Annotated in this window: 8 protein-coding genes and 1 tRNA gene; 5 read left to right on the top strand and 4 right to left on the bottom strand. The window is 43.2% G+C overall.

Features of this window, described 5'->3' with window-relative positions; all coding sequences use genetic code 11:
- Positions 1-52: 52 nt before the first annotated feature.
- The 4 genes from purF to purT form a co-directional block, all read right to left on the bottom strand.
- Positions 53-1,540, bottom strand: a complete 1,488-nt coding sequence (gene purF, locus ACJV7B_RS02495; RefSeq protein ID WP_419388888.1) for an amidophosphoribosyltransferase — start codon at positions 1,538-1,540, stop codon at positions 53-55.
- A 99-nt stretch (positions 1,541-1,639) separates the two neighbouring features.
- Positions 1,640-5,395 carry a phosphoribosylformylglycinamidine synthase gene (locus ACJV7B_RS02500; RefSeq protein ID WP_419388889.1) on the bottom strand — a complete coding sequence of 1,252 codons (3,756 nt, stop codon included), beginning with the start codon at positions 5,393-5,395 and terminating at the stop codon, positions 1,640-1,642.
- Between the two features lie 167 nt (positions 5,396-5,562).
- Positions 5,563-6,345 (bottom strand): phosphoribosylaminoimidazolesuccinocarboxamide synthase, encoded by a 783-nt coding sequence (purC, locus tag ACJV7B_RS02505; protein WP_116794145.1) that lies wholly within the window; start codon positions 6,343-6,345, stop codon positions 5,563-5,565.
- 165 nt (positions 6,346-6,510) lie between these two features.
- Positions 6,511-7,803: a formate-dependent phosphoribosylglycinamide formyltransferase gene (gene purT, locus ACJV7B_RS02510; protein WP_415700189.1), complete on the bottom strand. Its 1,293-nt coding sequence runs from the start codon at positions 7,801-7,803 to the stop codon at positions 6,511-6,513.
- A gap of 167 nt (positions 7,804-7,970) precedes the next feature.
- Here purT and ACJV7B_RS02515 point away from each other — a divergent pair.
- The 5 genes from ACJV7B_RS02515 (at position 7,971) to recA (ending at position 13,921) form a co-directional block, all read left to right on the top strand.
- Positions 7,971-8,046, top strand: a tRNA-His gene (locus ACJV7B_RS02515).
- A 342-nt stretch (positions 8,047-8,388) separates the two neighbouring features.
- Positions 8,389-11,151 (top strand): DNA translocase FtsK, encoded by a 2,763-nt coding sequence (locus ACJV7B_RS02520; protein WP_419388890.1) that lies wholly within the window; start codon positions 8,389-8,391, stop codon positions 11,149-11,151.
- Between the two features lie 79 nt (positions 11,152-11,230).
- Positions 11,231-11,914 (top strand): CDP-diacylglycerol--glycerol-3-phosphate 3-phosphatidyltransferase, encoded by a 684-nt coding sequence (gene pgsA / locus ACJV7B_RS02525; RefSeq protein WP_419388891.1) that lies wholly within the window; start codon positions 11,231-11,233, stop codon positions 11,912-11,914.
- The gene (locus ACJV7B_RS02530) at positions 11,911-12,555 is read left to right on the top strand and encodes a CinA family protein (protein WP_419388892.1); all 645 of its coding nucleotides are present in this window, start codon (positions 11,911-11,913) and stop codon (positions 12,553-12,555) included. The genes pgsA and ACJV7B_RS02530 overlap by 4 nt, the downstream gene beginning before the upstream one ends.
- Before the next feature lie 223 nt (positions 12,556-12,778).
- Positions 12,779-13,921 (top strand): recombinase RecA, encoded by a 1,143-nt coding sequence (gene recA, locus ACJV7B_RS02535; RefSeq protein ID WP_419388893.1) that lies wholly within the window; start codon positions 12,779-12,781, stop codon positions 13,919-13,921.
- The last annotated feature ends 14 nt before the right edge of the window (positions 13,922-13,935 follow it).

Raw genomic sequence — 13,935 nt, forward strand, 5'->3', positions numbered from 1 at the left:
GTATTTTCTTAAATTTTGTTAATAAATTGCCGTAAATCAGTAAAATATTAAGTTATATAAGGTTTTCGTGTGAATATTTGCTGTGCTTTCTTACTTTCTGCAAATGCTCGCGTTCTTCAGGAGTAAGTGAAGCCAAGAATTCTTCGCCGTAATCGTCCAGTGCAGTAGGGTAGTCGCCATTAAAGTATGCAACACACAATCCGCCATAAGGAGCAGGCTTATTTAACCCAATTGAGTCAACTAAACCGTCCAAAGACAGGAATGCTAAGGAATCGGCGTTAATATACTCGCGAATTTCCTCAACTGAATGTTTTGCTGCAATAAGTTCTTTAGTTGTTTGAATATCAATACCGTAGAAGCAAGGATATTTAAGAGGTGGGGAAGAAATACGCATATGCACTTCTTTAGCGCCAGCTTCTCGAAGCAATTGCACAATGCGCTTAGAAGTTGTGCCGCGCACGATTGAATCGTCAATAACAATAACGCGTTTTCCTTCAACAACACTGCGCACAGCAGAAAGTTTCATGCGCACACCCTGCTCACGCAATTCTTGAGTTGGCTGAATAAAAGTGCGAGCCACATACTGGTTTTTTATTAATCCCATTTCGTTAGGAAGGCCACTTGCTTCTGCGTATCCTGCGGCTGCAGAAAGAGAAGAGTTAGGAACTCCAATAACCATGTCTGCTTCAACAGGGGATTCTTGAGCTAAACGAGATCCCATGCGCTTTCTTGCAGCATGCACGTTAATTCCGTAAATATTAGAATCTGGGCGAGCAAAGTAAATAAACTCCATTGAGCACACTGCTTGTTGCACATGATCCGTGTAGCGCTCAATCGTGTAGCCTTCGTCGTTAATAACGATTATTTCTCCAGGCTCAATATCTCGAATAAATTCGGCGCGAACAATATCAAAAGCGCAAGTTTCAGAAGAAAGAACGTAGGCTCCGTTTTGCATGCGGCCAAGAGCAAGCGGGCGGAATCCGTTTGGATCCGTAGCGCCAATTAAAGAATCTTCTGTAAGAAGCAGGTAAGCAAATCCGCCGTGAACAGTTAGTAACGCTTCTTTAAGACGTTCCATAAAAGTTGGTTTATTAGAGCGTCTAATTAAGTGCATTAGTATTTCAGTGTCGGAATTTGAGTGGATAATAGCGCCATTGTCTTCTAAAGAATTGCGTAAGCTTGTGCAATTCGTCAAATTTCCGTTATGAGCTAAAGCTACATCTCCATCGTGGAAGTGGAATAAGAAAGGTTGAATGTTATCAACACTTCCAGATCCTGCAGTAGCGTAACGCACATGGCCAATAGCACGATTTCCTGTTAAACGTTCCATAACCTGCTCGTTGCTAAAAACTTGCGTAAGTAGGCCTAGTCCGCGATGTCCGTGAAGAGTGCCGTTATCGTTAGAGACTATTCCAGCTCCCTCTTGGCCGCGATGCTGAAGCGCATGCAAGCCAAAATAAGTGAGCCTGGAAGCATCTTTGTGACCCCAAACACCAAACACTCCGCACTCTTCGTGAATGTCCTCAAGCTCTGCAGACATCTTTAACCCCCTTGTAGTCGCTTACTTTAATTCGCGAAACTATACTCATTGTTGCACATGTTTCTAATAAGATAATGTTACGTTTCATGCCGCTCATACTCACGCCGTGAAGTACTGGACTCCAGCATCAAACAGTGGCTGTTCGTGGAAATCAGGAATGTTCACGTACAAGCCTTCGCCTGCTCGTTCGCAATGACCCATCTTTCCAAAAACTCGACCATCTGGGCTGGTAATTCCTTCAACGGACATAATCGATCCGTTTGGATTCACATTCAAACTCATGCTTGGAACGCCATTACTATCAACGTATTGCGTAGCTACTTGGCCGTTGTTAATAAGCTTTTCCATAACTTCTGGCGTTGCAATAAAACGACCTTCGCCATGAGAAATAGCAACAGTGTGAATATCGCCAACTTCAGTATTTTTAAGCCATGGAGACATGTTTGAAGCGACGCGCGTACGCACAATTCTGCTTTGATGCCTGCCAATCGTGTTATAAGTAAGCGTTGGGCAGTTAGAATCAATAGGAACAATATCGCCAAAAGGCACTAAACCAAGCTTAATAAGTGCTTGGAAACCGTTGCAAATGCCCAGCATAAGTCCGTCTCGATTCTTAAGCAAATCGCGCACAGCGTCAGTCACTTCCGGATTTCTAAAGAAGGATGCAATAAACTTTGCTGAACCGTCCGGCTCGTCGCCGCCGGAGAAGCCGCCAGGAATCATAACAATCTGGCTTTTATTAATCTCCTCAACAAGTTTCTTTGCAGACTCTGCAATATCTTTAGCGCTCAAGTTGTTAATAATAAGCGTATGAGCGTCGGCACCTGCACGCTCGAAAGCAGCTTGAGTATCGTACTCGCAATTATTTCCAGGGAAGACTGGAATAATAACGCGCGGGTGAGAAAGCGGCTTTAGCTTTCCTGTGTGCGCGTGGTTTGTAGTAGAAGCATTATTTTCGTTACTAATAGTTTCTACAATCTCACCAGGCTTTTTATATGGGAAGATTGAGGAAAGTTCGCTTTCCCAAATCTTTTGCAAATCGCTTAAATCAACTTCTTCGCCATTTGCGGAAATAATTGCGTAATTCTCAGTCGTTTCGCCAATAATCTCAACGTCAACCAAGTTTGTATTAGCTAAAGATTGGACTTCAGTATTTTCTTTAAGCTCAACGTAGAAGCTTCCGTATGCTGTCTTAAATAAATCATCGTCGCTTAAATTATTGAATAATTTAAGACCGATATGATTTCCAAGCGTCATCTTGAATAAGATTTCCGCGCTCGCGCCGTAGCCAGGAGTTGCAACAGCAAGAGCTTGCTTGTTCTTCGTAATATTTTCGATTAATTCTAGAGTTTTAAGGAAACTTTCCTTTTCTGGAGTAATTCCGTCGGATTTATATTGTGGAGCAATTCGCAAAACCTTATGATTTACGCCCTTAAATTCTGGCGAAACAGTTAAACGCGCATCTCCAGTAGAAACAGCAAAGGAAATTAAAGTTGGTGGAACATCCAAATTCTCAAAACTGCCGCTCATAGAATCTTTGCCGCCAATAGCGCCAACACCAAAATCAAGCTGAGCGCTTAAAGCGCCAAGAACTGCTGCAGTTGGCTTTCCCCAACGTTCTGGAACATCGTGAGGCTTGCCAAAATATTCTTGCAAACTCAAGTAAGCACGTTCGCGCGTGAAACCGCTTGCTGCTAGCTTTGCCAAAGACTCAACAACAGCAACATAAGCTCCAGTAAACTGATTCTTTTCCATCAAATACGGATTAAAGCCCCAAGCCATTGCGGAAGCAGTGTTTGTTTCGCCAAATACTGGGAATTTAGCAACCATAGCCTGAGCTGGAGTAAGCTGACGACGGCCGCCAAAAGGCATAAGCACAGTTGCTGCACCAATTGTAGAATCGAAGCGTTCAGCCAAACCCTTGTTTGAAGCAATATTAATGTTGGAAACAAGAGAGCGCATACGTTCAGTGAGAGTCAAATTAGACTGATCCTGCCATGGGTTCGTATAAGATTTTCCACTTTCAATATGAAGAACCTGCTGTTTTGGAGCGCCGTTAGAAGCCAAGAATGCGCGGCTTAAGTCCACAATAGTTTTTCCACGCCAAGTCATACGCATACGGGCTTCTTCGGTAACAGTCGCAATTATTTCTGCTTCCAAATTTTCTTCACGAGCATACTTCAAAAATGCTTCAGCATCATTGGCAGCAACATCAACAGCCATGCGCTCCTGGGATTCAGAAATAGCAAGCTCAGTGCCGTCAAGACCCTCATACTTTTTAGAAACCTTGTCGAGATTAATAGTTAAACCGTCGGCAATTTCGCCGGTCGCAACAGAAACGCCGCCAGCACCAAAATCATTACAACGCTTAATAAGCTGGCAAGCATCTTTGCGGCGGAAAAGTCGCTGCAATTTACGTTCAATAGGAGCGTTACCTTTTTGAACTTCAGCTCCACATTCTTCAATACTTTCAACATCCTGCGCTTTAGAAGCGCCGGTAGCTCCGCCAATACCATCTCTACCAGTGCGTCCGCCAAGAAGAATAATCACGTCTCCTGGAGCTGGAGTTTCCCTGCGCACATGGTCGGCTGGGGTAGCGGCAACAACCGCACCAACTTCCATACGCTTAGCAACATAGCCCGGGTGGTATAACTCGTGCACTTCGCCAGTAGCTAAACCAATTTGATTTCCATAAGAAGAGTAGCCGGCTGCAGCAGAAGTTACAATCTTTCGCTGTGGAAGTTTGCCATTTAAGGTTTCGCTAATAGGAGTGCGCGGATCTGCAGCACCGGTTACGCGCATAGCTTGGTAAACGTAGGAACGTCCAGAAAGAGGATCTCGAATGCAGCCACCAATGCACGTAGCAGCGCCACCAAAAGGCTCAATTTCAGTAGGATGATTATGCGTTTCGTTCTTAAACAGGAACAGCCAATCCTCATCGTGGCCATTTACATCAACCTTAACTTTTACCGTGCAAGCGTTAATTTCTTCCGACTCATCCAAATTTTTAAGCTCGCCAGTATGCTTTAAGTATTTTGCGCCAATAGTTGCCATATCCATTAAGCAAACAGGTTTATTTTCGCGATTTAACTCTTTTCGCAAATCAAGATAACGATTAAACGCTTCTTGAACTGTGCTATCGTCAATCGTAATATTTGTAAGCTCAGTGCCAAAAGTTGTGTGACGGCAGTGATCGGACCAGTAGGTATCAATAACGCGAATCTCTGTAATAGTAGGATTGCGATTTTCTTCCCTGAAGTATTGCTGGCAGAACTTTGCGTCAGCCAAATCCATAGCCAAACCGCGATCCTCAATAAACTTCTGCAATCCAGCTTCGTCTAAATTGTTAAAAGTATTAACTACTTCAACGGCTGCAGGAACTACTGTTTCTCGCTGCAAACTCTTTACTTCGTCAAGTGATGCTTCACGCGCCTCAACAGGGTTAATAACGTAATGCTTAATAGCATCCATGGCTTCTTCGTCAAGATTGCCTTTTAACGCAATTACTTTAGCAGTGCGCACAGTTGGGCGCTCGCCTTGACTAATAAGCTGAATGCACTCGCTTGCGGATTGTGCGCGCTGGTCGAACTGACCAGGCAAAAATTCAACAGCAAACACGTGCTCGCTTGTTTCAATAGGCAAATAGTCGTAGGTTTTATCAACCGGCGGCTCGCTTAATACAGTTCGAACAGCAGTATTGAACAAATCTTCGTCAATACCTTCTAAATCGTATCTGTTGATAATTCGTGCGGAAGTAATCGCGCTTATGCCAAGAATTTCCTTAAGCTCATGTAAAAGTTGTTGAGCTTGAACGTCAAAACCATTGCGTTTTTCCACATATACGCGAAATACCACGAGAAACCTACCTTGTTGAAAGTGCGGTATGAGCAGTGTTTGTTATGGGCTTTTAAGTTATAAATTGTGGGTTAAGTTATGTGTTAAGTTGTGGCTTAAATTATTGGTTAAATTATGTAAGAACGTGTGTGGCCCGCACCCCTAAAGGCGCGAGCCACAACAAAATCTTATCGGTTCACACAATCATCTGGTTTGCGCACGCAAAAGTCTAAACCTTCGCTTTTTGCTAAGTTTTCCAGCCTGCTGTGAATCTCTTCATAAGCCGGGATTATGTCTCCCAAATCGCGTCGGAATAAGTCTTTATCCAAATGACTTACTCCATCCGTACCAGCATTGCGCTTATCCCAAAGTCTGCAAGTATCAGGCGTAATTTCGTCCGCAAGAAGAATATTACCTTGCGCGTCCACGCCCTCTTCAATCTTGAAGTCAACAAGCTGAACATCAATCTTGGAGAAAATATCAAGCAAAGCATTGTTTACAGCGTGAGCTTGGCGAGTAATTTCCGCCATCTCTTCGTCTGTAGCTAAACCTAAAGCCACAACACCTTCGGGGTTAATAAATGGATCGCCAAGTTCGTCGGACTTCACGCAGAACTCCAACAATGGCTTCTTTAATGGGGTTCCTTCTTTAACGTTGTAACGTTTTGCGAAAGAACCAGCAGCAGTATTGCGCATAATAATTTCCAGAGGGAACATGCGCATACGCTTTACGAGTTGTTCAGTATCGGAAATACGTCCGAGGAAGTGGCTTTTTACGCCGCGCGCCTCAAGTAAATGGAATAATAAAGAAGTAATCCGGTTGTTTAAACTGCCTTTACCGGCGATCTGAGCTTTCTTCAGACCGTTACCAGCGGTTGCCTGGTTCATATATTCAACCCAGAGCACATTGGTGTCATCGGTAGCGTACAGTTTTTTGGCTTTGCCTTCATACAACTTGTTAAGTTTTTCCATGATATGCCCTCTCTTACGTGCATTCATAGTTGTAGGCGCAAACCAACAGTATTTGTAGGTTTACCTGACCTTGGCCAGCACGATTAGCGTAACAATTGTTACCTACAAAATTTCCGGCAAATATTGCATAGACACAATATAAATTATTGTTTAATACCTTTATTTTCAAAGTATTTCAGCATTTGAGCTATCCGTCTGCAATGCTCTTGCAATGCGTGTCGCATTTTTTCTTGCATCCTCTTGACTAAATCCCGTAGCAAGAGCCACTGCCATACGTCTGCGGCCGTGAACTTCAGGCTTAGCAAAAATACGCAAGCCGCTTCGATAATTTTCGTCCGCTTGTAAAGCTTTGGAAATATTAGTAAAGCCAACTTCTCCTTCGCCATTAACAACAATCGCATGACTTGCTGCAACCTCGTTATCTTTTAACGAAAGCAAAGTGTAGTTTGCTGTAACAGGCACGCCTAAAATAGCGAGCACATGAAGCGCAAACTCGCTGTAATGCTGCGAAATCATAGTTACCATGCCAGTATCGTGCGGGCGAGGAGAAAGCTCGTTAAAAAGCAACGAGCCATCTTTTAGAACAAATAACTCAACGCCGTAAACGCCCCAACCGGTTTCGTTTGCATCATGCGCAATATTAGTTAAACCTTCTACAGCGCGCTTCGCAATATTTTTCGCATTAGCGCGAATTGATTCAGGAATATTTGCAGGCTGCCAGGATTCTCTATAATCTCCGTCTTGCTGACGCTGAGCAATTGGTTCGCAAGTAGTAATTCCTGCGCAAGAGCTTACTGTTAAAACTGTAAGCTCATAGTCAAGAGGAGCTAAAGCTTCAACAATAACGCGAGAACACTCGTTTTCGTGACCAGCTGCCGCGCGCCTTCCATGCTGAGCCTCATCCCACGCAGCTTTAAGCGCTTCCGGGCTTTTAACTATAGACTGGCCGTGCCCGGAAGAGCTCATAACAGGCTTAACAACGCAAGGGTAGCCAACGATTTTTGCGCCGTCGTCTAATTCCTCATAAGAGGACGCAAAACGGTATGGGGTAGTAGGCAAGCCTAAATCTTCGTGAGCAATTCTACGCAAGCGCTCGCGGTCCATTGCAATTGCTGCAATATCTGCGCTAGGAACAACCTGGATTTTATTATTCGCTGCATTTTTCAAAACTTTAGTTGCGATTGCTTCAACTTCCGGAATAATAATATTCGGATGCACTTCGTCAATAAGATTTTGAAGAGAAGCAGCATCAGACATATCTAACACTCTGTATTCGTGAGCTATTTGCATGGCAGGAGCGTTCTTATAGCTGTCTGCTGCGCAAACGCGCACGCCTAATCGCATAAGCTCAATCGCAATTTCCTTGCCAAGCTCACCTGAGCCAAGAAGAAGTGCTGTCAGGTTGTTACTGTTTTCAGTTACGCCAAATATGCGCTGATTTTGCTCAGAAAAACTCATACGTCTATTGTTGCATTTGCTATTGTCTAGCTGGGGATTAGTTTTAATATGCGACGCGCCGAAGTGTGTTGCTCTGGCGGAAATCTAGAAAATCGTGTATAGTATTCCTCTGTTGTGTGATTCGATTCGTTTATTCGTTTATTCGTTTCGTTTGTTTCACGCGCATGGTGGCTATAGCTCAGTCGGTAGAGCATCTGATTGTGGTTCAGAAGGTCGCGCGTTCAAGCCGCGTTAGCCACCCCACTTAAACGGCTGGTATTTACCTGCCGTTTTTTGTTTTAGACGCACTTTTTGCCTATAACCACGATTACTCCCAAACACTGTTAAAAACTCAGTCAACGAACTGAGAAAATAACGGTAATCGCCTAAACACTGTTACTTTCTCAGTTAACGAACTGAGAAAGTAACATTCATATGTTACTGGTGCAGTACGTAGACTGCGTTAGCAACGAATAAGTGGGGTGAGCGGCAACAGCTTCATTTCAATAACCTCAGCCTATGGAGTAAACTGGTATGGTTACACATATATGTTGTTGTTGATGACGACTTTCGTACTAATAGCACATGGTGCAGAAGGAGTATTGTATGGCTGGTAAGGCAGCGCCTAAGGAACCATGGTGGCAGACAATGCTTCTGTTTGTGCCAAGACTTTTAGGCAAAGCAGTTCGCTCACTTTTTGGGGTAGGTGAATACGATGAAGCTTACCGCAGAGACGGCTTATGCTTTGTTATGCTAATTCTTGCCGTATTATTCTGCGCTTCTGAATGGTTTCATGTAAGCGGTTTTATTGGCGTTGGCTTGCATATTTTAGCTTCGGGTGCTCTTGGCGTTATGAGCGTCGTGCTCCCTGTGTGGCTAAGTATTATTGCTTTTCGCTTAATGCGAAATAGTGGAGCAAAATCCGGGAATCATCGAGTTGTTTTTGGTTTTATTATTCTTCTGTGCTCAATATGCTCTATTCTCGATATTTCGCTTGCGTCTAAAAGTCACGCGTTCGATTTTGAATCAGTTAGAAAAGCGGGAGGATTGCTAGGTTTTGCTTTAGGCTCTCCACTGTCTTGGGGTTTTTCTCGCATATTTGCTCTCATAATTTTCGTAATCATCTCTATTTTTGCAGTTTTAATGATTGCTCGTCTTCATGTAAGCGATATTGCAAACTGTGTTGCGTCAATCTTCTCAAAGAAAAACAAGAAAAATGCGCAGGATGAGGATTCTTTAGACGAGTCAGATGAATCAGATGAATCAGACGATGCGAATGAATCAATTAAATCAGGTAAAACTAAGGATTCGTATGAAGATGAGCCTTTGGAATTTGCCGAAGGTGTGCCAACGCACGACGGAAAATCTTCTAAAAAAGAAAGCGCTAATTTAGGCGCAGCTTACTTGCTGAAATTGTGGAAATCGCTATTTAATCGCAAAAATAAAGAAAAAGACAATACTTTGCTCGACGAATATGCTGGAGATGACGCATTTTCACATGCTGCAGCCGTTAATGCAGAAACAAGTGAAAATCTTGAGCATGTTAAACCTCAACGCGTTAGAACAGTAAGCAATGTTGAAGGCTACAGCGAGAATTATATTCCTGTAAATACTAAAGATTCTTCAGATTCTTCGCAATCAAATAATGATGAATCAAGCAATAATCCTAGAAGTGCTTCTTCTTCGCCAATACTAACTTCTGCAGAAACCTTGCCTAAAGCTCCTATGAGCGGTTCTGTTGATTCTGCTAAAGATCCATGGTCTAGTATTCCGGCGGAGCAAATGGATCAATATAGAAAAGATCAAGAAAATGAAGATAATTTAGCTGACGAAAGCGCTAAAAATAATCTAAACTCTTCGGAAGATTCCGCTTTGCAACCGTACATGCTTCCTGATTTGAACATTCTTGCTTATGGAAAACCTCATGCTGCTAGAACTCAAGCGAACGATAACGTTATTCGTGCGCTAACTTCCACTTTTGAACAGTTTGACGTCGATGCTCGAGTAATCGGTTTTCTTAGAGGCCCATCTGTTACGCAGTACGAGGTTGAGCTTGGTCCTGGCGTTAAGGTTGAAAAAGTTACGAATTTGCAAAAAAATATTGCATACGCTGTAGCTAGTACGGATGTGCGTATTTTGTCTCCAATTCCAGGAAAATCTGCTATTGGTATTGAAATTCCAAACGTAGACCGCGAGATTGTGCATTTGGGGGATGTTCTGCGCTCGCAAAAAGCCATGAATGACCCTAATCCTATGCTTACAGGCGTCGGAAAGGATGTTGAGGGTCATTTTGTAACGGCAGCTCTCGATAAAATGCCGCATTTGCTTGTTGCTGGTGCTACTGGTTCTGGTAAGTCTAGTTTTATTAACTCAATGCTTACTTCGATTATTATGCGTGCAACTCCTGAGCAAGTTCGAATGATTATGGTTGATCCTAAGCGCGTGGAGCTTTCTGCGTACGCTGGTATTCCGCATTTGCTTACGCCGATTATTACGGATCCTAAGAAGGCGGCTCAAGCTCTTGAGTGGGTTGTTAAAGAGATGGATGCTCGCTACGATGATTTGCAATTCTTTGGTTTCCGCCATGTTAAAGATTTCAACAAGGCTGTTCGTGAAGGCAAAGTTCATGCTCCGGCTGGCTCTGAGCGAAAAGTTGCCCCATACCCATATTTGCTTGTGGTTGTGGACGAGATGGCAGATTTGATGATGGTTGCTAAGAACGATGTTGAAAGTTCTATTCAGCGCATTACTCAGCTTGCTCGAGCTGCAGGCGTGCATTTGGTTCTTGCTACTCAGCGTCCGTCTGTTGACGTTGTAACAGGCTTAATTAAGGCGAATATTCCTTCCCGCTTGGCTTTTGCTACTTCATCTGCAACAGATTCCAGAGTTATTCTCGATACTGTTGGTGCAGAAACCTTGATTGGTCAAGGAGATGCTTTGTTCCTTCCAATGGGTGCTGCAAAACCTCAGCGTGTGCAGGGCTCGTGGGTGAGTGAATCTGAGATTCGCAAGGCTGTGGAGTATGTTCGCACGCAGCGTAAGCCAAAGTATCGTGAAGATATTGAGCAAATGGCTCAAAAAGCGGATGCTCAAGCTCAAAGCAAGCTTAAAACTAGCGATATTGGCGACGATATGGACGAGTTGCTTCAGGCTGCTGAGCTTGTTGTTAGCTCGCAGTTCGGCTCTACTTCAATGCTTCAGCGTAAGTTGCGCGTTGGTTTTGCAAAGGCAGGTCGATTGATGGATTTGCTTGAATCTCGCGGCGTTGTTGGGCCTTCTGAGGGTTCTAAAGCTCGCGAAGTTTTGGTTCAGCCGGAAGATTTACCAAAAGTTTTGGCATTTATTCGTGGCGAGTCTGACTCGTTGTAAAATAGTGTTATTGTGTTGCACAACTATGTTGGGTGGCGCGCTAGAAGTTTTTAGTTTGCGATAAGATAAAGGTATGCGTATGAAGAAGAATGCTAAGTCTTCGTTTTTTGAAGGCTGGAATTGTGCTCCAAATATCGTAACTTATGTGCGTATTGCTTTGGCAATTGTTTTTATTGTTTTATATTTGCTTGCAGGCGAGTGGGGTCATAACTCCGTACCAATGCGTTGGGCTGCGTTTGCTGTGTTCCTTATTGCGGCGGTTACAGATAAGCTTGATGGTTGGTTAGCTCGTAAATATAATCAAGTTACTAAATTAGGCAAGTTGCTTGATCCAATTGCAGACAAAGTGTTAATTTTGGCAGCTCTTGTGATTGCTTCTATTTTTGAAGAAGTTATTTGGTGGATTACAATCCTGTTCTTAATCCGTGAAATCAGCATAACAATTGTTCGTTTCTGCGTTATTGGCCGAAATGGTAGGGTTATTGCCGCTTCTTCTGCAGGAAAGTACAAGACTTTAACTCAGGTTGTTGGTCTTGCAATGATTATTGCTCCTATGGCTGTTATTTTTAATACTCAAGTTACGCCTCCATGGTGGCTTACGCTTTACTATTCTGTAGCTTTTGCTTTGCTCGGTATTTCTTTGGGCTTTGCTTTCTACTCTGCAGTGCTGTACGTGTACAGTGCTTTCTTTGAGAAGGATTCTGTTGATGATTCTCAAGCAGATAAGCAAGTTAATGAAGCTCCATTGCCGCCGTTGCAATGAATAATTCTTCTCCTGTGTCTCTCAAAAACCTAGCTGCGCGCATATTATCTAATAGCGTTCAGCTAGGTTTTCATATTGCTGCTGCCGAATCTTTAACAGGCGGTTTACTTGCAGACGCTTTTGTTTGCGTTCCTGGAGCTTCTCGCGTATTTTGTGGCTCTGCTGTTACTTACGATATTCACGCTAAAGCTAAAATTTTAGGTGTCGACGCTCATCTTTTACAGACCGAAGGTGCGGTTTTTAGGGATGTTGCTATGCAGATGGCAGTGGGGGCGTCTCGCATATACCGTGGTGCTGGTTGGGAGTATGAAGATGATTCTTCGGCAGATTCTAGCTTTCCAATAATTGGTCTTTCAACAACCGGAGTTGCAGGGCCTGGCCCGGACGGAAGTAAACCTGCTGGATTGGTTTATGTTGGCGTTTTGCTTCCTGAATCTTTTAATTTGCGCGATTTGATTTTGCAAAAATCTAGTGAGCTTCTTGACCTGGATTGTGTTAGCAATATGTGGGATTACATTTCTAAAAAAGATGTTGTTCTTGTTTTTGAACTTAATTTAGAAGGTAGTCGTGAGCAAGTGCGTAAAGCTACGGTACATAATTTGCTTAAAATTTTAGATTATTTACTGTCTGTATTCGAGTAATATTTGAACTTTTGGCTGATTTACAAGCAAGACACGCAGTATCGAACAAATGTTCGTATTTGTAGTATACTTGAGATTGTTGAGATGATTGCAGCGCGCTCAAGCGTCATGGTGAATATTTAGCTTTAGCTTTTATCCACATTGCTCAAAAGCGCTTGCAGCAGCATCGCGTGTCGAACTAATGTCGTTCGATACATAACGGCATGCGAAAGGAGTAGCAAACATGGCGCAAACAGCAAAAGGTAAAAGCACTGTTGATCGTCTTATTGATGCAGATAAGGCAGATCCTCGTCGTCAAGCCGCGCTGGAAACTGCATTAGCTAATGTTGAAAGACAATACGGAAAAGGTTCTGCAATGCGCTTGGGCGACAGGCCTATGCAAGATGTAGAAGTGATTCCTACAGGTTCAATCGCTTTGGATACTGCTTTGGGTATTGGTGGTGTTCCTCGTGGACGTATTGTTGAAGTTTACGGTCCAGAATCATCTGGTAAAACAACTCTTGCATTGCATATTGTTGCTAATGCTCAAAAAAACGGTGGAGTAGCAGCGTTTATTGATGCAGAGCACGCTTTGGATCCTGTGTACGCTAGAAAACTCGGTGTAGACACTGATGCACTTATTGTTTCTCAGCCAGACAACGGTGAGCAGGCGTTGGAAATTGCGGATATGCTTATTCGTTCTGGCGCTTTAGATGTGATTGTTGTTGATTCTGTGGCAGCTTTAGTTCCTAAGGCTGAAATTGATGGAGATATGGGAGATAGTCACGTTGGTTTGCAGGCTCGCTTAATGAGCCAGGCTCTTCGTAAAATGACTGGTGCTCTTTCTCAAGCTGGAACTACCGCTATTTTTATTAATCAGCTTCGTGAAAAAATTGGTGTATTCTTCGGCAATCCTGAAACAACTACTGGTGGTAAGGCTTTGAAATTCTACGCGTCTGTGCGTATGGATATTCGTAGAGTTTCCACTATTAAAGAGGGCGAAGAAGCTATTGGTAATCGCACTAAAGTTAAGATTGTTAAAAATAAGATGGCTCCGCCATTTAAAACTGCTGAGTTTGATGTTTTGTACGGTGAAGGTATTTCCACAGAAGGTTCTGTTATTGACATGGGCTTGCAGGCTGATGTTATTAAGAAATCCGGTTCGTGGTTTACTTACGAAGGTGAGCAACTCGGTCAGGGTCGCGAAAACGTTCGTAAATTCCTAAAAGATAATCCAGCTATTACTGAGGAAATTAGCGAAAAGATTAAGGCAGCATTAGGTTTAATGCATTCAGATGATCAATTTGCTGAGGATCCAGAATTGGATCGTGCAGATGAATCTTCTGATGCTAAAAGTTCTACTGCAAAATCTTCAGCAGAAAAGTAATAGAAGATTAGCGT

Source organism: Gardnerella bretellae, from assembly GCF_048545135.1.
Taxonomy (GTDB): Bacteria; Actinomycetota; Actinomycetes; order Actinomycetales; family Bifidobacteriaceae; genus Bifidobacterium; species Bifidobacterium greenwoodii.